18 protein-coding genes are annotated in these 16,768 nt (G+C 70.7%); 9 read left to right on the top strand and 9 right to left on the bottom strand.

Annotated elements, in window-relative coordinates; translation table 11 throughout:
• Positions 1-2 precede the first annotated feature (2 nt).
• From GON06_RS06220 to GON06_RS06205, 4 genes are read left to right on the top strand one after another with little or no spacing between them, the layout of a single operon-like run.
• Complete coding sequence (locus GON06_RS06220; RefSeq protein WP_157311456.1) at positions 3-929, top strand: ADP-dependent NAD(P)H-hydrate dehydratase; 927 nt, start codon at positions 3-5, stop codon at positions 927-929.
• Positions 926-2,158, top strand: coding sequence for a hypothetical protein (locus GON06_RS06215; RefSeq protein ID WP_157311455.1), 1,233 nt, complete (start codon positions 926-928; stop codon positions 2,156-2,158). The genes GON06_RS06220 and GON06_RS06215 overlap by 4 nt, the downstream gene beginning before the upstream one ends.
• Positions 2,159-2,197: 39 nt before the next feature.
• A complete protein-coding gene (locus GON06_RS06210; RefSeq protein ID WP_157311454.1) occupies positions 2,198-2,530 on the top strand; it encodes a thiamine-binding protein in 333 nt (110 codons plus the stop codon).
• Positions 2,514-3,185, top strand: a complete 672-nt coding sequence (locus GON06_RS06205) for an NUDIX domain-containing protein (protein WP_157311453.1) — start codon at positions 2,514-2,516, stop codon at positions 3,183-3,185. Before GON06_RS06210 ends, GON06_RS06205 begins: the two co-directional genes overlap by 17 nt.
• 10 nt (positions 3,186-3,195) lie before the next feature.
• On the opposite strand, the gene srmL is transcribed toward GON06_RS06205, so the two are convergent.
• From srmL to GON06_RS06190, 3 genes are all read right to left on the bottom strand, one after another.
• The gene (gene srmL, locus GON06_RS06200) at positions 3,196-4,314 is read right to left on the bottom strand and encodes a PheS-related mystery ligase SrmL (protein ID WP_157311452.1); all 1,119 of its coding nucleotides are present in this window, start codon (positions 4,312-4,314) and stop codon (positions 3,196-3,198) included.
• Between the two features lie 158 nt (positions 4,315-4,472).
• Complete coding sequence (gene metX / locus GON06_RS06195) at positions 4,473-5,678, bottom strand: homoserine O-acetyltransferase MetX (RefSeq protein WP_157311451.1); 1,206 nt, start codon at positions 5,676-5,678, stop codon at positions 4,473-4,475.
• Positions 5,679-5,811: 133 nt separating this feature from the next.
• Complete coding sequence (locus GON06_RS06190; RefSeq protein WP_157311450.1) at positions 5,812-7,134, bottom strand: bifunctional o-acetylhomoserine/o-acetylserine sulfhydrylase; 1,323 nt, start codon at positions 7,132-7,134, stop codon at positions 5,812-5,814.
• 135 nt (positions 7,135-7,269) lie between these two features.
• On the opposite strand from GON06_RS06190, the gene GON06_RS06185 reads away from it, so the two are divergent.
• From GON06_RS06185 to GON06_RS06170, 4 genes are read left to right on the top strand one after another with little or no spacing between them, the layout of a single operon-like run.
• Entirely contained in the window at positions 7,270-8,049 is a 780-nt protein-coding gene (locus GON06_RS06185) for an SDR family oxidoreductase (protein ID WP_157311449.1), read from the top strand.
• Positions 8,050-8,051: 2 nt separating this feature from the next.
• Positions 8,052-8,765, top strand: a complete 714-nt coding sequence (locus GON06_RS06180) for a Type 1 glutamine amidotransferase-like domain-containing protein (RefSeq protein ID WP_332837210.1) — start codon at positions 8,052-8,054, stop codon at positions 8,763-8,765.
• A complete protein-coding gene (locus GON06_RS06175; RefSeq protein ID WP_157311448.1) occupies positions 8,765-9,463 on the top strand; it encodes a uracil-DNA glycosylase in 699 nt (232 codons plus the stop codon). The genes GON06_RS06180 and GON06_RS06175 overlap by 1 nt, the downstream gene beginning before the upstream one ends.
• Positions 9,460-9,972: a GNAT family N-acetyltransferase gene (locus tag GON06_RS06170; RefSeq protein WP_198346633.1), complete on the top strand. Its 513-nt coding sequence runs from the start codon at positions 9,460-9,462 to the stop codon at positions 9,970-9,972. The genes GON06_RS06175 and GON06_RS06170 overlap by 4 nt, the downstream gene beginning before the upstream one ends.
• On the opposite strand, the gene GON06_RS06165 is transcribed toward GON06_RS06170, so the two are convergent.
• The 6 genes from GON06_RS06165 to GON06_RS06140 are packed head-to-tail and all read right to left on the bottom strand — an operon-like array spanning position 9,947 to position 15,856.
• Positions 9,947-10,768: an ABC transporter ATP-binding protein gene (locus GON06_RS06165; protein ID WP_198346632.1), complete on the bottom strand. Its 822-nt coding sequence runs from the start codon at positions 10,766-10,768 to the stop codon at positions 9,947-9,949. The genes GON06_RS06170 and GON06_RS06165 overlap by 26 nt on opposite strands.
• Positions 10,765-11,556, bottom strand: a complete 792-nt coding sequence (locus GON06_RS06160) for an ABC transporter ATP-binding protein (RefSeq protein ID WP_157311447.1) — start codon at positions 11,554-11,556, stop codon at positions 10,765-10,767. The genes GON06_RS06165 and GON06_RS06160 overlap by 4 nt, the downstream gene beginning before the upstream one ends.
• Complete coding sequence (locus GON06_RS06155) at positions 11,553-12,431, bottom strand: ABC transporter permease (RefSeq protein WP_157311446.1); 879 nt, start codon at positions 12,429-12,431, stop codon at positions 11,553-11,555. The genes GON06_RS06160 and GON06_RS06155 overlap by 4 nt, the downstream gene beginning before the upstream one ends.
• A complete protein-coding gene (locus GON06_RS06150) occupies positions 12,428-13,378 on the bottom strand; it encodes an ABC transporter permease (RefSeq protein WP_332837209.1) in 951 nt (316 codons plus the stop codon). The genes GON06_RS06155 and GON06_RS06150 overlap by 4 nt, the downstream gene beginning before the upstream one ends.
• Positions 13,379-13,386: 8 nt before the next feature.
• Entirely contained in the window at positions 13,387-14,901 is a 1,515-nt protein-coding gene (locus GON06_RS06145) for an ABC transporter substrate-binding protein (protein WP_157311445.1), read from the bottom strand.
• 43 nt (positions 14,902-14,944) lie between these two features.
• Positions 14,945-15,856 (bottom strand): alpha/beta fold hydrolase, encoded by a 912-nt coding sequence (locus GON06_RS06140; RefSeq protein ID WP_332837208.1) that lies wholly within the window; start codon positions 15,854-15,856, stop codon positions 14,945-14,947.
• A gap of 158 nt (positions 15,857-16,014) precedes the next feature.
• Between GON06_RS06140 and GON06_RS06135 the strand changes: the two genes are divergently transcribed.
• Positions 16,015-16,719: a tyrosine-protein phosphatase gene (locus GON06_RS06135; RefSeq protein ID WP_157311443.1), complete on the top strand. Its 705-nt coding sequence runs from the start codon at positions 16,015-16,017 to the stop codon at positions 16,717-16,719.
• Positions 16,720-16,768: the final 49 nt, after the last annotated feature.

Below are 16,768 nucleotides of genomic sequence, written 5' to 3'. Positions count from 1 at the left end.
TCATGCGTGAGTGGATCGGTGCGGATGCGGCGCGCTTCGTGCGCGCCCCCGGCGCCGACGACGACAAGCGCTCACGGGGCGTCGTCGCCCTGCGCACCGGGTCGGCCAGATATCCCGGCGCCGCGGTGCTCGGCGTGGAAGGCGCCTGGCGGATCGGGTGCGGGTTCGTGCGCTACGCAGGACCGGCGACCGACATCGTGCTGGCGCGCCGTCCCGAGACGGTGATCGGCGCGGATGCCGGTGCGCATGTGGACGCCTGGGTGATCGGCTCCGGCACTGACGGCGGCGCTCGTGTCGGAGGCTCAGGGCGTGGCGTCCCGACCGTCACCGCCGCCGTGCCGCTGCCGGGTGCACCGCGCGCGGATGCCGGCCCGTCCGCGGTGTCGGCGCGCGGGTACGACGAGGAGCGGGCGCTGCGCGGCATCCTTGAAGGGGAAGAGCCCGTCGTGGTGGATGCCGGGGCGCTCGACCTCGTCGGTGGCGGAACCGCGCCGATGGTCATCACGCCGCATGCGGGTGAGTTCGCCCGGCTGCGTGATCGACTCGGGCTTCAGAGCGATGTCCCGGCCGATGACACGGACCGCGCCGCCCAGGCGGCGGAGGTCGCCGAACTGCTGTCCTGCACGGTGCTCCTGAAGGGGGCGCGCACCCTGATCTGCTCGCCGGACGGCGAGACGATCGTGGTCGCGAACGCGCCCGGCTGGCTGGCGACGGCCGGTGCGGGAGACGTGCTGGGCGGCGCGCTGGGCGCACTGCTCGCGGCCAACCCCGCTGCGACGCCCGCCGAGGTCGCGGCGTCGGCGGTGTGGCTGCACGGCCGCGCGGCGACGATCGCCGCGGGCGCCGAGGGCGGCGAGGTCGGGCATCCGATCGTCGCGCTGGAGGTCGCCGAAGCGCTGCCGTTCGCGGTGGCGGAGCTGCTCGCATGACGCGGGCGCGCATCCGGCCCGGCACCATCGCGCTCTGGTCGGTCTTCGTCCTCGTGCATGTGGTCGTCGCGTGGTTCGGCTGGGTGCTGCCCAGCCAGCCGATGGGCGACGTCGTGCTGGTCTACCAGCCCTGGTCGCACTCGGCGCTCACCGGCGGTGCGATCGTGGGCATCACCGAACCGTGGGTGTATCCGCAGCTCGCGCTCGTCCCGATGATCATCGCGCACCTGCTGGCGACGCCCCTGGTGGGGACGATGGGCGCGCTCGGCGCCTATCTCATCGCCTGGGCGGTGCTGGTCACCGTGCTCGACCTCATCGGCTTCGCCGTGCTCGTGGGACGAGGACGCACGCATCGGCGTCGTGCCGCCGGATGGTTCTGGTGCGGCGCGCTGCTGCTGCTCGGACCGATCGCGATGTACCGGCTGGACGCCGTGACCGTGCCGCTCGCCGTGATCGGCGGGCTGTGGCTGGCCACGCGCCCTGCGGTCGGAGCCGCCCTGCTGACCGTGGGGGCCTGGATCAAGATCTGGCCGGCCGCTCTCGTCCTTGCGGCCGTCATCGCCGTGAAGCAGCGCGTCCGGATCCTCCTCACGGCCGCCGCAGTGACCGCCGGGATCATCGTCGTCCTGCTGCTGCTCGGCGCCGACCGCGAGCTGTTCGGCTTCCTCGGCCAGCAGACCGGTCGCGGGCTGCAGATCGAGGCTGTCGCTGCGACGCCGTTCCTGTGGCTGGCGCTCGCGGGTGAGGCCACGATCGCGTACAGCTACGACATCCTGACGTTCCAGATCGAGGCACCGGGCGCCGCCGTGGTCTCGGCCGTGCTCACTCCGCTGATGGTGCTCGTCGTGGCCGCAGTGGCCGTGCTCGGCGCGGTGAAGGCGGCGCGCGGAGCGACCTGGCAGCGCCTGTTCCCGGCGCTCACGCTGACACTGGTGACCGTGCTGATCGTCACGAACAAGGTCGGGTCGCCGCAGTTCCAGACCTGGCTGATCGCCCCGATCATCCTCTGGCTGGTCCTGGACCGCACCCGCGCGGCCACCCCGGCACTGCTGGTGCTCGGCCTGTGCGCCCTCACCTTCCTTGTCTACCCGCTCACCTACGACGCGCTGCTGCGCGCGGAGGCGCTGCCCGTGCTGCTGCTCAGCATCCGCAACGTCCTGCTCGTCGTCCTGGCCGTGGTCGGCGTCGCCGCGCTGCTGCGCGTGCCGGCCGAGGGCCGTCCCCGCTGAACCCAGACCGTCCCCGCTGAAATCACCCGGAGGTATTCCATGCTCATCGCCTTCTCCGTCGCACCGAGCGGCGCACCCCGTGACGGGGCCGAGAACCCGGACGCATCCGTCCACGACGCCGTCGCCGCCGCCGTGCAGGTGGTCCGCGACTCCGGTCTGGCCCATCGCACGACGTCGATGTTCACCGAGATCGAGGGCCCGGACTGGGACACCGTGATGGACGTCGTCAAGCGCGCGACGGAGGCCGTCATGCCGTTCGGGTCGCGGGTGTCTCTGGTGCTGAAGGCCGACATCCGGCCCGGCCACAGCGGCGAGATCGACGGCAAGATCGAGCGTCTCGAGGCGGCGATCGAGGATGCCCGGCAGCGCTGAGATCGAGGGCTCCGAGTTCGAGGGCGACCTCCCGGTCGCGGGCACCGCGGTCGTCCTGAGGGATGCGCCGGAGGGCCTGCAGGTGCTGCTGCTGCTCCGGCCGGACCGGGGATCCTTCGCCGGCTCCTGGGTGTTCCCGGGCGGCAGGGTCGAGGCCGGGGACCTCGGCGACGACGAGGTCGAGCAGGCCAGGGCAGCAGCCATGCGCGAGACCGCAGAGGAGGCCGGCATCCGGATCCGCGATCTCGTCACGATCTCGTGCTGGGAGCCGCCGCGCGAGGTGCCGAAGCGCATCCGCACGTGGTTCTTCCTCGCCGAGGAGGACGGCGACGAGGTCCGCGTGAACCCCGGTGAGATCGAGCGGGCGCTGTGGATCGCGCCCGCCGACGCCCTCCGCCTGCAGGCCGAGGACCGGCTGCTGCTCTGGCCGCCGACCTGGGTGACGCTGCACGGACTGCTGCCTCATCGCACGGTCGCCGACGCCCGAGCCGCCGTGCGCGCCCCTGAGGTGCGGCGCACGAGGATCCTCGAGACCGCCGACGGCCGGGTGTTCCTCTGGGAGGGCGACGAGCATCATCCCGAGCGTCCGGGCGCCCCGGGCGCGCGCAACCGCATCGCGACAGAGCGCCTGCCCTGGACCTACCAGCGCGACTGACCGAAGGCGTTCAGATCAGCTCCAGCACCGGCCCCTCGTGCACCGCGCGATAGATCGTGTTGCGGATCGTGTTCGCCTCCTCGGCGGTGAGCGTGCGATCGATGGGGCGCAGGATGATCCGCAGCAGCAGGTTCACCTGGCCGTCCTCGGTGCCGAGGCGAGAGCGCGCCCCATCGGGCAGCTGATCGTGCGCGGTGCGGCTGAGCACCTCGACGGACTCGACGACGTCCGCATCGTCTCCGAGCGCCGTCCGGACACGGTCTCCGAGCGTCTCCTCATCGTGACCCGCACCCACGACCACCGAGATGTCTCGTCGGGCGGCCGGCAGAGGCGACACGTGCTGCCACGGCTCGAGATCCAGCATCTGGGTGGCGATCCGCGGGTCAGAGGCACGGAGGTAGCGGATGTCGGGGATGCCCTTCCGCAGCATCAGTGCGCGCTCCAGCCCCATCCCGAGGGCGAGCCCGGACCACCGCTCCGGGTCCAGCCCCGAACCCCGCAGCACGTCGGGATGGATGCGCCCGCACTCCGCGAGTTCCAGCCACTCGCCGTCGTGGAGCACGTCGATCTGGCGTCCGCCCTCCGTGTACGGGTGCACCACGTCGGTCGTCTTCCACTCCGCGCCGGGGAGCACGGCGTCGACCAGGCGGCCGATCATCGTGAGCATGTCGTGGTCGTCGATGTCCGCAGCGCTGCGGATGCGCCAGAGGTCGACCTGGTGCGGCTCTCCCACGTGGGTGCGGTCCACGGCGTCTCGACGGTAGACGAGGCCCGGTGCGACGATCAGCTCGTCGACTTCGTCTCGACCGGCGTAGTCCTCCAGGGCCGTCGGGAGCTCGGCGCTCATGTGGCTGCGGAGCATCACGGTGGGACTGACGTAGCGGGTGTAGCGGCGGGCGCGGGTGACGTCGCCGCGGCCGTAGCCGAGGCGGTCGTAGTTCTCGCGGACGGGTACGACGGGGGAGCTGCGCACGTAGCGCACGGCGCTTCCCCATTCGGACGTCAACGTGGTGACGACGGAGTCGAGAAGCTCCTGCAGCGCGTGAGCGCCCTGAGCAGGATCGGTGAGGTCGCGCAGGTCCAGGGCGCGGCAGAGCTGGGCAGGGGTGAGATGGTCGGCGTGCGACATGAGAGGGTCTCCAAGAACGAAGCGGGCTGGCGAAGGATGGGAGCTTCCCCCCGGCCTACCCACGGAGACCCGGTGCGCTACGAGCGCGCGTCGACGGCCCCGCGGCCATGAGGCCGGGGGCGCGGAAATCGCTGCTGCTGTTCGAGCACGGGACCAGCCTAGTCCTCGAGCAGGCGGCGCAGGTGGCGACCCACGTCGTCGGTCTCGATGAGGAAGCCGTCGTGGCCGAAGTCGCTGGTCAGCACCACGGCACCGTCGTCGATCGTGTTCGGGATGCTGCGCGCGATGCGCTGCTGCCCGTCGACGGGGAACAGCCGGTCGCTGTCGATGCCGAGCACCAGCGTCTTCGCGGTGACGCGATGCAGAGCCTCCTCGACGCCGCCGCGATCACGGCCGATGTCGTGCGAGTTCATCGCCTCGACCAGCGTCAGGTAGCTGTTCGCGTCGAAGCGGCGGGTGAACTTGTTGCCGTGGAAGTCGAGGTACGACTCCACGGCGAACCGTCCGCCGCGGCCGAGCGGCGACAGGTCGGACTGCCACGAGCGCTGGAAGCGCTGGTTCAGCTCGATCGGACTGCGATAGTTCAGCAGCGCCATCCGGCGGGCGAGTGCCAGACCGCGGTGCGGGCCGTCGCCGAGCACGGCGTCGTAGTACTCGCCGCCGTCGAAGCGCGGATCCATCCGCACCGTCTCGAGCTGCACGAAGTTCAGCGCGAGCTGATCGGCGGTCGTCACGGGGGGAGAAGACAGCACGGCCAGTCGCTCGACGCGGGACGGATGCGTCACCGCCCACTCCAGGGCGTGCATGCCGCCCATCGAGCCGCCGATGACGGCCGCCCAGCTCTCGATGCCGAGCGCGTCGGCGAGCATGACCTGCGCGGCGACCTGGTCGCGGATCGTCAGATAGGGGAATCGCGACGCCCACTCGCGTCCGCTCGGTGCGATGCTCGCGGGGCCGGTCGATCCCTGGCATCCGCCCAGGATGTTCGGGGCGATGACGAACCACTCGTCGGTGTCCACCGGTCCGCCGGCATCGACGATGTCACCCCACCAGCCGCCGGTGGGATGCCCCGGACCCGCGTCGCCGCGCACGTGGCTGTCGCCGGTGAGCGCATGCAGGACGAGGATCGCGTTGTCCCGAGCCGCGTTCAGCTCGCCCCACGACTCCCACGCGAGCCGGATACCGGGCAGCTCCGCGCCGTTCTCCGTGCGGAAGGCGCCCAGGTCGGTGAACCGCCGGCCTCCGGCCGGGTCGCCGTCGCGCCAGGCACCGGTGGCGGGCGGGCGCGCGCGCATCATGCTGGACTGCGCTTCGGTCACGCGCCGCGAGGGCACCGTGTCTGCCGAGATCGTCTGCCAGTCCATGCATCCATTCTCCCGTGCCCTGGAGTGCGCCGGTGGCACGTTACGCACCGCCTGCGTGTGGCGCGGTGTCCCGGGACGCGCGGACGCCCCGGACCTGACGGTCCGGGGCGTCCGCGGCCTTCGGAGGAAGGAATCAGGCGCGTGCGGCCTCGGTCACGCGACGCGCGGCGGCGAGAGCCTGATCGAGATCGGCCCTGAGGTCCTCGAGGTTCTCCAGGCCCACCGAGAGGCGCACCAGACCGGGCGTGACGCCGGCGGTGAGCTGCTGCTCGGGGGTGAGCTGCGCGTGGGTCGTCGATGCCGGGTGGATGACGAGCGAGCGCACGTCACCGATGTTGGCGAGGTGGCTGAAGAGCGTGAGGCTGTTCACGAACTCCCGGCCGGCCTCCACGCCCCCCTTGAGCTCGAACGAGAGCACGGCGCCGACGCCCTTGGGCGCGTACTGGTTCGCCTTGGCGTACCACGGCGAGGACGGCAGACCCGAGTAGTTCACGCTGGCGACGTCGTCGTGGTTCTCGAGCCACTCGGCGATCTCCTGCGCGTTCTGCACGTGGCGCTCGACGCGCAGTGACAGGGTCTCGACGCCCTGGATGAGGTTCCAGGCGCTCTGCGGGGCGATCGCCGAGCCGAGGTCGCGCAGCAGCTGCACGCGGGCCTTGATGATGTACGCGAGCGGGTCTCCGACCGCGGCGGTGTAGGACGCGCCGTGGTAGGACGGGTCCGGCACCGTGAGCCCCGGGAACTTGTCCACGTTCTTCGACCACTCGAACTTGCCGCCGTCGATGACGACGCCGCCGATCGTGGTGCCGTGACCGCCGAGGAACTTGGTCACCGAGTGCACGACGATGTCGGCGCCGTGCTCGAACGGCCGGATCAGGTACGGCGTGGCGATCGTGTTGTCGACGATCAGGGGCACGCCGTTGTCGTGGGCGACATCGGCGACGGCGCGGATGTCGAGCACGTTGATCTGCGGGTTGCCGATGGTCTCGGCGAACAGCAGCTTGGTGTTCGGGCGCACCGCGCGACGCCACTCCTCGATGTCGTCCTGATTCTCGACGAACGTGACCTCGATGCCGAGCTTGGCGAGGGTGTACTTGAACAGGTTGTACGTGCCGCCGTAGATCGAGCTCGACGCGACGAAGTGGTCGCCGGCCTGCGCGATGTTCAGGATGGCGAACGTGGACGCTGCCTGGCCGCTGGAGAGCACCAGCGCGCCGGTGCCGCCCTCGAGCGCGGCGAGGCGCTGCTCGAGCACATCCTGGGTGGGGTTCTGGATGCGGGTGTAGATGTTGCCGAACTCGGCCAGGGCGAACAGGTTCGCGGCGTGGTCGGCGTTGTCGAAGACGTACGACGTGGTCTGGTAGATCGGCGTCGCCCGGGCCTTGGTGACGGGGTCGGGCGCGGCGCCGGAGTGGATCTGCTTGGTCTCGAAACGCCAGTTGTCTGCTGCGGACATGAGTTCCCCCAGGGATGGAAGCGGGTGGCTGCGGCGGATGCCTTCCAGCGACAGTACGGAAGAACGGGCGCTGTCAACAAGGGACGGGAAATGTGACGTAACAACCGAACTGCCGGAACCACGTACGGTGGAGTCATGGTGAACAGACGTGCGGTGGTGACCGGTGCGAGCACCGGTATCGGTGAGGCGACGGTGCGGGCGCTCCGCGACTCCGGTTGGGATGTCGTCGGCGTCGCCCGGCGGGCGGAGCGGCTGGAGGCGCTCGCCGCGGAGACCGGCTCGACGGCGTTCGCCGCCGACCTGACGGATGCTGCGCAGATCGATGCCCTCAGGGCGCATCTCGCCGAGACCGGCCCCGTGCACGCCCTCGTGCATGTCGCAGGCGGAGCCCGCGGCACCGACCGCGTCGAGGACGGATCCGCCGAGCAGTGGCGCTGGATGTACGAGTCGAACGTGGTCGCCGCCCAGCAGCTCACCGCTGCGCTGCTGCCACAGCTGCGGGAGGCCGCGGTGGACGGGCACGCGGACGTGCTGTTCGTCACCTCGGTGGCGGCCCGCGGCGCCTACCCCGGTGGCGGCGGATACAACGCCGCCAAGGCTGCGGAGTCGATGATCCCGCAGGTGCTGCGTCTCGAGTTGAACGGCGAGCCGATCCGCATCACCGAGATCGCGCCTGGCATGGTGCACACCGAGGAGTTCACGCTGCGTCGCCTCGGCGGAGACGCCGTCGCCGCCGAGGCCGTGTACTCCGGCGTCGAGGCGCCCCTGGTCGCGGAGGACGTCGCCGACGTCGCCGCCTACGCGCTGAACGCCCCCGCGCACGTGAACCTCGACCTGATCGTGATCCGCCCCGTGGCCCAGGCCGCGTCGCACCTGCTCGCGCGCGGTCCGCTGCGCCCGCGCGTCGAGGACTGACGGTGAGCGTGCACCTTGTCGGCGGCGGCTTCGGCCGCGCCGCCTTCGCACCGTTCACCGCGGAGGCGGTCGCCGCTGCACCGGAGGGGCAGCCTCCGGTCGTCGCGGTCGTCACCGTCCGCGAGGGCGGCGGCACCGGGCACGCCCACGACCTCATCGACGCGATCAGTGCCGACGGAGCCGCAGCTCTGGACATCCGCCTCGTGGCGCTGGCCGAGACCGACGTGGTCGATCCCGCCGTGTTCGACGGTGTGCACGCCATCGTGATCGGCGGCGGCCTGACCCCGGCCTACCACTCCGCTCTCGAGCCGAGCTACGAGCGCATCCGCAAAGCTGTCGGGAGCGGCACCCCCTATCTGGGCTTCTCCGCCGGTGCCATGATCGCCGCCGAGCGGGCTATCCTCGGCGGCTGGCTGATCGGCGGCGTCCCGGTCGTTCCGGACGAGACAGCGGAGGATCTCGACGAGATCACCGTGGTGCCCGGCATCGGCCTGGTGGACGTCTCGGTCGACGTGCACGTGGCACAGTGGGGCACCCTGGCGCGTCTGATCGCGGCCACCGAGTCCGGAGCGACGGACGGCGGCGTCGGCCTGGACGAGAGCACGACCCTGATCGCCGGTGCCGACGGGCTGCGTATCGCCGGTGAGGGCAGCGTCTGGCGGGTCTCTCCCGCCGAGGGCGGCGTGATCGTGTCCAGCGGCAGGGGTGCGCTCTGATGCCCAAGACGCTCGCCGAGCTCGCCGCCGACGGGCAACTCGATCCGGGGTGGGCGGAGGTGCTCGCGCCGGTGCAGCCCGTGATCACGCAGCTCGGTGACAGGTTGCGCGCCGAGCAGGCCGAGGGGCGCGGCTACCTGCCCGCAGGTGCTAACGTGCTCCGGGCCTTCCAGCGACCGCTCGACGACGTCAAGGTGCTCATCACCGGTCAGGATCCGTACCCGACGCCGGGACATCCGATCGGCCTGTCCTTCGCCGTCGATCCCGACGTGCGGCCGCTGCCGCGCAGCCTCGGGAACATCTACAAGGAGCGCCAGGAGGACCTCGGCCTCCCTCCCGCTCCGCACGGCGACCTCACCGCCTGGAGCGACCAGGGCGTGCTGCTGCTGAACAGGGTGCTGACCGTGCGGCCGGGCGCACCGGCATCCCACCGCGGCTGGGGCTGGGAGCAGGTCACCGAACTGGCGATCCGCGCGCTGGTCGCCCGGGACCGGCCGCTGGTCGCGATCCTGTGGGGCGCGGATGCCCGGAACCTCAAGCCTCTGCTCGGCGAGACGCCCATCATCGAGTCCGCGCACCCCTCGCCGCTGTCGGCGAGCCGAGGCTTCTTCGGTTCCCGTCCGTTCTCCCGCGCGAACGAGCTGCTCGCGCAGCAGGGCGCGGATCCGGTCGACTGGCGGGTCGGGGGAGAGGCGTGAGGGTCCGGCCGGTCGAGGAGCGCGACCTCCCCGGCATCCGCGCGATCTACAACCACTACGTGCGTGAATCGGTGGTCACCTTCGACGAGACCGAGTCGACGGACGAGGACTGGGTGGCGAAGGCGGCACGGATTCGCGGCGCCGGGCTGCCGTTCCTCGTCGCCGAAAGCGACGACGGAGAGCTGATCGGCTACGCGCTCGCGCAGCCGTGGTCGCCGAAGTCGGCGTACCGGTACACGGTCGAGAACTCGATCTACCTCGCACCGGGCACCGGCGGCCAGGGGTACGGCTGGGCGCTGATGGCGCAGTTCCTCGACGCCTGCCGTGCCGCCGGCCTTCGCGAGGTGATCGCAGTGATCGTGGAGGGCGCGGAGGCTTCGCTCGCCCTGCACCGCAAGGCCGGATTCGCGGATGCCGGTGCGCTGCGCAACGTCGGCGAGAAGTTCGGGCGCGACCTCGGCGTGCAGTTCCTGCAGCTCTCGCTCAGGAGCCCGGGTTCTCCGGGATGACGGGGATCGCGGCGAGCAGCGTCTTCGTGTAGTCCTGCTGCGGATGCCGCAGCACGGCATCGACAGGTCCGTGCTCGACGATGCGGCCGTCCTTCATGACCGCCACGGTGTCGCTGAGGTTCTGCACCACGCCGATGTCGTGCGACACCAGGACGAGCGTGAGGTTCTCGGTCTTCTGCAGCTCCTCGAGCAGCTCGAGGATCTGGGCGCGCACCGTCACGTCGAGCGCGGAGAGCGGCTCGTCGCCGACGAGGATGCGCGGACGGTGCGCGATCGCCCGCGCCAGCGCGATGCGCTGCCGCTGGCCGCCGGAGAACTCGTGCGGATGCCGGTCGGCCATCTCCGCGTCCAGGCCGACCTGCTCGAGCACCTCCCGGACCCGTGCGCGGTGGTCGCCGTCGATGTCGAGAGCGCGCAGCGGCTCGGAGATGATCCGCCCCGCAGACATGCGCGGATCCAGCGAGGCGTACGGATCCTGGAAGACCAGACCGGTCTGCCGTCGCAGCCAGTGCAGCGAGCGTGCACTCGCCGTGGCGTCCACCTCGCGTCCGTCGACCGTCACGCGGCCGCTCGTGGGCCGGTCGAGACCCAGCAGCAGGCGCACCAGGGTCGACTTGCCGGAGCCGGATTCCCCGATCACACCGAGCGACTCGCCCTCGGCGATCGACAGATCGGTCGGATGCAGCGCGGTGTTCATCCGGGTGCGTTCGAACATCGACTTCTTCGGCAGCCGGAACTCGCGGCTCAGGCCATGCGCCTCGATCAGGCGTCGTCCTGAGCTTGACGAAGGGCTCATGACGCACCGCCTTCCGGGCGCCACAGCGTGGCGGTGGCGTCGCGCAGCAGCCCCTGCGTGACAGGGGACTGGGGAGCGCTGAGCAGCGTGCCGACCGCGGCGCGCTCGACGACGCGGCCGTCCTCGAGCACGACGCCGCAGCTCGCCACCTGGGCGAGCACCGCGAGGTCGTGCGTGATGAACACCAATGACATCCCGCGCTCGGAGACCAGGGAGAGCAGCAGGTTCAGGATCTCGGCCTGGATCGTCACGTCGAGCGCCGTGGTCGGCTCATCGGCGATGAGCAGGCGGGGGTTCGCGGCCAGCGCCATCGCGATCGCGACGCGCTGCCGCTGCCCGCCCGAGAGCTGGTGCGGATACCTGTCCACGATGGTCTCCGGATCGGGGAGGCGCACCTGCGCAGCCGCCTGGACCGCGCGCTCGTGCGCGGCGGCCTTCGAGAGGCGCTCGTGGATGCGCACGGTCTCGGCGATCTGCCGGCCCACCGTGCGGATCGGGTTCAGCGCTGTGCGCGGTTCCTGGAAGACCATGCCGATCTGATCACCGCGCAGCTCGGCCATCCTCCGGTCCGGCAGGCCGATCAGCTCGGTGTCGTCCCAGCGGATGCTGCCGCTCGCCGACGCGGCCTCGGGCAGCAGACCCATCACCGCGAGCGCCGTCAGCGACTTGCCGGAGCCGGATTCCCCGATGAGACCGAGGCGCTCGCCGTCGGTCACCTCGAACGAGACGCCGTCGACGACCCGGCGGCCGTCGATCTCGATGACCAGATCCTGCACGACCAGACTCATGACACCACCCCGGGAACATGCGCCTCGGCGGCGCGTCGCTTCGACCCGCGGGCCGAGAGCGTCGGATCGGTGGCCTCGCGCAGCGCGTCGCCGAGAAGGTTGAGCGCGAGCACGGTCAGCGTGATGGCGAGGCCGGGCCAGAGCACCGAGAGCGGATGCACGCCGATGTAGCGCTGCAGGTCGGCCAGCAGCAGCCCCCAGGACGGCTGCGAGACGGAGGCGCCGAAGCCCAGGTACGACAGACCGGCCTCGGCGAGCACGGCGACCGCCATCGACCAGGACAGCTGCACGATGAACACCGGCGCGACGTTGGGCAGCAGGTGCTGCACGAGGTTCTCCGCCGGAGTGAGCCCGTTCGCCCGTCCCGCGAGCACGAAGTCGCTCTGCTGCACGCGGCGCAGCTCCGGCCTCGTGACGCGCGCGATGTTCACGCCGAATCCGATGCCGACCGAGAAGACCACGACCCACAGCGAGCCGCCCCAGACCGCCGAGATCATCATCGCGATCAGCAGCACCGGGAAGGCGATGAGGATGTCGACCAGGACGGCGACGGTCTCCCGCATCCAGCGGGCGGTGAGCGCGCCGAGAGCGGCGAGCGCGATGCCGACGAGCGTCGCCACGAATCCGGCGCCGACGCTGACGAACACCGTCGTCCTCGCGCCCGCCATGATCAGGCTGAGGATGTCGCGGCCGGTCCCGTCGGTTCCGAGCAGGTGCGGCCAGCTCGGCGCCGCCCACCGGTTCCGGACGTCGCCGATCAGCGGATCGAACGGTGTCCAGAACAGCGAGACGAGGGCGGTCAGGGCGACGACGGCGACGACGATCACGGCGAACCGGCCGGTGCGGGAGGCCCAGAGGCGGGAGCGCCAGTTCATTCCGCCTCCCGCTGCCGAGGGTCGATCGCGTGGTGCACGAGGTCCACCAGGAATCCGATGACGAGCACGAAGCCGGTCAGCACGAGCAGTTCGCTCTGCACCTTGACCAGATCTCGCGTGCCGACGTCCGTGACCAGCATCCGTCCGATGCCCGGCAGGGTGAACAGCTGCTCGATGACGACGGAGCCGACGATGATGCCGGCGACCTGCAGGCCGAGGGCGGTGACGATGGACAGGCCCACCGCAGGGATGCCGTGCTGCACGAGCGCTCGGCGCCGAGTGAGTCCCTTGGCCGCCGCGGTGCGCACGAAGTCCTGCCCGGCGGCCTGCAGGGTGGCGCTGCGAACGAAGCGCATGAGCATCGCACCCTCGACGACGCCGATGGTGAGAGCGGGCAGGATGAGCGACTCGAACGCCTTGTCCGGCCTCGCCCACCCGGCCACGGGGAAGCCCTGGGCGGGCAGCCAGTGCAGCCCGTGAGCGAAGACCAGCACCAGCAGCATCCCGGCCCAGATCACCGGCACGGCGGCGACGGCCTGCGCGCTGAAGTTCATCGCGGTGCCGCCGGCCCTGCCGCGCAGCATGGCCGACACGATGCCGAACGGCACGGCGATGAGCAGGGCGATCGTCAGCGACATCAGCCCGAGTGGCACGGTCACCTGCGCCTTCTGCGCCAGTTCCGCGCCCACCGACGCCCCGCTCAACTGCGAGGTGCCGAGATCCCCGCGCAGGATGCCGCCGATCCACTCCGCGTATTGGACGGGCAGCGGGCGGTCGAGGCCGAGCGACTCGCGAATGGCGGCGACCTGCGCCGGGCTCGCCTGCGTGCCCGCGATCAGCTGTGCGACATCGCCGGGGAACACCCGAAGGGTGAGGAAGATCAGCACGCTCGACACGAGGAGCCCTGCGATCAGCAGGGCTCCTCGTGTGAGCGTGTAGCGGAGCACGGGTGTCGTCAGTCCTTGGCGCGGGTGACGCCGAGCAGGTCGATCCGGGAGTTGATCGAGTCCTTCGGGAAGCCCTTCACGACAGGAAGCAGCGCGGTGAGGGTGGCGCCGTTGTACAGCCAGTCGGCCGCGTTGTCCTCGGACACGATCTTCGCCGCCTGCGCGAGCAGGTCGGCCGACTTGTCGGGGTCGAGCTCGGCCATGGCCTCGGCGTACAGCTGCTGGACCTCGGCGTTGTCGTAGTCGAAGTAGTAGTCCGGGTTCGCCCAGTTGCCGAAGTCGCGCGGCTCGACGTGCAGCACGAAGCTCAGCTCGTAGTCGTGGTTCGTGTAGACGTCCTCGAGCCAGGTCGGGAACTCGACCCGGTTCACCTTGAGGGTGACGCCGACCTTCGCGAAGTCGGAGATCAGCACCTGCGGCACGGTGGTGCCGTAGAAGCTCGGGATCGTCAGCGTCAGGGTGAGGTCCTTCTGGCCGGCCTCCTCGAGCAGCTTCTTCGCCTTCGCGGGGTCGTAGGGGACCAGCTCGGAGAGATCCTGGTAGCCCGGGTCGAGCTCGGGGATCGGGCCGAACATCGTCTGCCCGGCGCCGACGGCCTCGACGAGCGCCTCGTGGTCGATCGCCAGGCGCAGAGCCTCCCGCACCTTCTCGTCGTCCAGCGGAGCCTTCGCATTGTTGAACGCCAGCGTGCCCTTGTCCGTCGTGCGGCCCGTGGTGACGGTGAAGTCACCGGTCTCCTCGAGCTGGTCGACGAGGTTGGGATCCACGGCGGTGAGCACGTCGAGCGTGCCGTCCATGGCGGCGTTGACGCCGGCGGTGAAGTCGGGGATGTAGTGGAACACGACCTGCTTCACACCGGCCTTGTCGCCCCAGTACGCGTCGGAGCGCTCGAAGGTGATACTGGCGCCCTTGGACCAGCTGCCCAGGGTGAACGGGCCGGTGCCGTTCTCGGCGGTCTTCAGGTCGGTGGTGTCACCGGTCTTGAACACGAGGCCGGCACGCCCGGTGAGCGCGAACAGGAAGTTCTGGTTCGGCTCGGTGAGCACGATCTGCACGGTCTGCGGGTCGGTCGCCGTGATCGAGGCGACACCGGCGAAGTCGGCGTGCCCCTGCACGCTCTCATCGGTGCGCACAGCCTCGTACGACGAGACCACGTCAGCCGAGGTCAGCGCAGTGCCGTCGTGGAACGTCACGCCCTCGTTCAGGGTGAACGTGTACGTCAGCCCGTCGGACGATACCTCGTAGTCGCTGGCGAGTCGGTTCTCGATCTTGTTGTCCTGGGTGCGGGTGACGAGGCCCTCGTAGATGTTGTCGAACAGGATCTGCTCGAGGGCGGCACCGCTGGTGTGCCGGATGTCGAGGTTGGTCGGCTCGAGCACGAGGCCCACAGACAGGCTGGCGTCCGGGTCGGGCTTGCCGTCCGAGGTCGGCTTCGGCTCCGCGCTGCCGGTGCAGGCGCTGAGCGCGAGCGCGACGGCGGTCAAGGCGCCGAGCAGCGCGAGGCGGGTGGGGCGTCGGAACATGTGCGGTCCTTTCAGACGGCAGTGCTGTGTGCGTGCGGAAGGGTCAACGCCGGACGGCGTCGGCGGATTCCGCGATGAGGGAGGCGAGCGCCGCGGGTGCGGTCTCCTGGATGTTGTGGGTCGCGTCGACGGTGCGGACAGCGGCATCCGGCCGGCGGGTCTGGAACTCCGCCACGTCGTCGTCGGCGACGAATCCCCTGGTGGCGCGCACCAGCGTGATCGGCGCGGTCACGGACGCCAGGTCGGCCCAGCTGCGGTCGGACGCCAGGATCGCGGCGCCGGCATCCGGAGCGGTGGCGAGCGCGCTGCCCGCGAGGTGCGCGAAGTGGTGCTTCCACTCCACACGGCCGTCGTCGCGGCCGCGCGTGTTCAGGAACACGCCGCGCTCGGTCTCGGGTCTTGTGCTGCCGAAGCCGAATGACATGGCGCGGTCGACAGCTTCGTCCAGCGTGGCGAAGTCCGTCTGCTGGTAGAACTCGCCGAGCACCGACGGTGCGGCGTCGCCGCGGACTCCGGCGGTGATGTCGACGATGATCAGGTCGCGCACGGAAGCAGGGCGGCCGGCCGCCACGGCGACGGCGGTCAGCCCGCCGAGGGACTGCCCCACCAGCACCTGGGGACTCTCGGTCCAGGCGTCCAGGGCGATCGCGACGTCGGCGGCGAGCGTCTGCGGGCTGTAGTCCAGGTCATCGCGCCAGGAGGAGTCGCCGTGACCGGCGAGGTCGATCGCGAGTGCTGGGCGCTGCAGGAGGAGGACGGTGGTGTCCCAGGTGTGCGCGTTCAGGCCGGCGCCGTGCAGCAGCGTCACCTCGGGGCTGCCGTCGCCGTAGCGGATGGCGCTGAGGGTGCGTCCGTCGGGCAGGGGGAGTGCGAGTCGTTCCGCTCTCGGCGCGGTGACCCCGAGGGCCGCAGCCTGGCCGGGAAGATAGCGGAACTCGCTGGTGTCATTCTCCACGGCTGTATTCTCCTTCCTGGAGCGGGTCTCGCGGAAATGCGGATGCAGATCGACAAGCGTTTGCCGGGAAATGCTGGTCGCAATGATGAGCGCGTCGTGCATCTGATTGTCGATCTGTCACCGCGCTCGCGCGGGCCGAGCGTTCATAGGATGGAACCATGAGTGTCCTCCAGATCCCCGGCGTCGCGAACATCCGCGACGTCGGCGGCATCGCGGTGGGGACCGCCCGAGTGCGCGAGGGCGTGCTGTTCCGCTCGGGGAACCTCGCACATCTCACCCCCGAAGGAGACGGGATGCTGCGCTCGCGGGTGCGCCGGGTGATCGATCTGCGTGATGACAGTGAGGTGTCCGCAGAGCCCTCGGCGCTGCGGGATGTGCCGACGACGCGGGTTCCGCTGTTCATCGGCTCCGTCGCGTCCTTCTTCACCGAGGACGTCAGTCTCGCCGGCATGTACCGGCACCTCGTCGACGACGCGACGCCGCGCCTGATCGCCGCGATCCGCGTGATCGCTGCGGGGGAGCCGACTCTCGTGCACTGCACGGTGGGCAAGGACCGCACCGGCGTCACGGTCGCCCTCGCTCTCTCGGCGATCGGTGCCGACCGTGAGGAGGTCGTCGCCGACTACGCGCTCACGGCGTCCCAACTGCCCGAGGCCCGGACACGCGCGGTCGTGCAGTACCTGCGGGCGCGGCATCCGGATGCCCGGAACGCGATCGATCTGGCCACGGCGTCGCCCGCGCCGGTGATGCGCGAGCTGCTCGCCGGGATCGAAGGTCGGTACGGCTCCGTCGCCGGGTATCTGCGGGCGGGCGGGCTGACGGATGCGGAGCTCGAGGGACTCGGTCGCGCGCTCGTCGGTTAGCGGCATCCGACTCTCAGGTTAGGTAAGCCTTGGCTGGGTGCTAGGATGG

Source organism: Microbacterium sp. MAH-37 (assembly GCF_009758255.1).
In the GTDB taxonomy this organism is placed as follows: domain Bacteria; phylum Actinomycetota; class Actinomycetes; order Actinomycetales; family Microbacteriaceae; genus Microbacterium.
The sequence above is the reverse complement of the archived record's forward strand: the minus strand, read 5'-3'. Positions and strand labels throughout refer to the sequence as shown.

Bases quoted from the DNA above. Each gene is read 5' to 3' on its own strand.
- metX (WP_157311451.1), bottom strand. From the start codon at position 5,678: ATGGACTGGCAGACGATCTCGGCAGACACGGTGCCCTCGCGGCGCGTG.
- GON06_RS06210 (WP_157311454.1), top strand. From the start codon at position 2,198: ATGCTCATCGCCTTCTCCGTCGCACCGAGCGGCGCACCCCGTGACGGG.
- GON06_RS06135 (WP_157311443.1), top strand. From the start codon at position 16,015: ATGAGTGTCCTCCAGATCCCCGGCGTCGCGAACATCCGCGACGTCGGC.
- GON06_RS06190 (WP_157311450.1), bottom strand. From the start codon at position 7,134: ATGTCCGCAGCAGACAACTGGCGTTTCGAGACCAAGCAGATCCACTCC.
- GON06_RS06215 (WP_157311455.1), top strand. From the start codon at position 926: ATGACGCGGGCGCGCATCCGGCCCGGCACCATCGCGCTCTGGTCGGTC.
- GON06_RS06205 (WP_157311453.1), top strand. From the start codon at position 2,514: ATGCCCGGCAGCGCTGAGATCGAGGGCTCCGAGTTCGAGGGCGACCTC.
- GON06_RS06145 (WP_157311445.1), bottom strand. From the start codon at position 14,901: ATGTTCCGACGCCCCACCCGCCTCGCGCTGCTCGGCGCCTTGACCGCC.
- GON06_RS06175 (WP_157311448.1), top strand. From the start codon at position 8,765: ATGCCCAAGACGCTCGCCGAGCTCGCCGCCGACGGGCAACTCGATCCG.
- GON06_RS06185 (WP_157311449.1), top strand. From the start codon at position 7,270: ATGGTGAACAGACGTGCGGTGGTGACCGGTGCGAGCACCGGTATCGGT.
- GON06_RS06165 (WP_198346632.1), bottom strand. From the start codon at position 10,768: ATGAGCCCTTCGTCAAGCTCAGGACGACGCCTGATCGAGGCGCATGGC.
- GON06_RS06160 (WP_157311447.1), bottom strand. From the start codon at position 11,556: ATGAGTCTGGTCGTGCAGGATCTGGTCATCGAGATCGACGGCCGCCGG.
- GON06_RS06220 (WP_157311456.1), top strand. From the start codon at position 3: ATGCGTGAGTGGATCGGTGCGGATGCGGCGCGCTTCGTGCGCGCCCCC.
- GON06_RS06155 (WP_157311446.1), bottom strand. From the start codon at position 12,431: ATGAACTGGCGCTCCCGCCTCTGGGCCTCCCGCACCGGCCGGTTCGCC.
- srmL (WP_157311452.1), bottom strand. From the start codon at position 4,314: ATGTCGCACGCCGACCATCTCACCCCTGCCCAGCTCTGCCGCGCCCTG.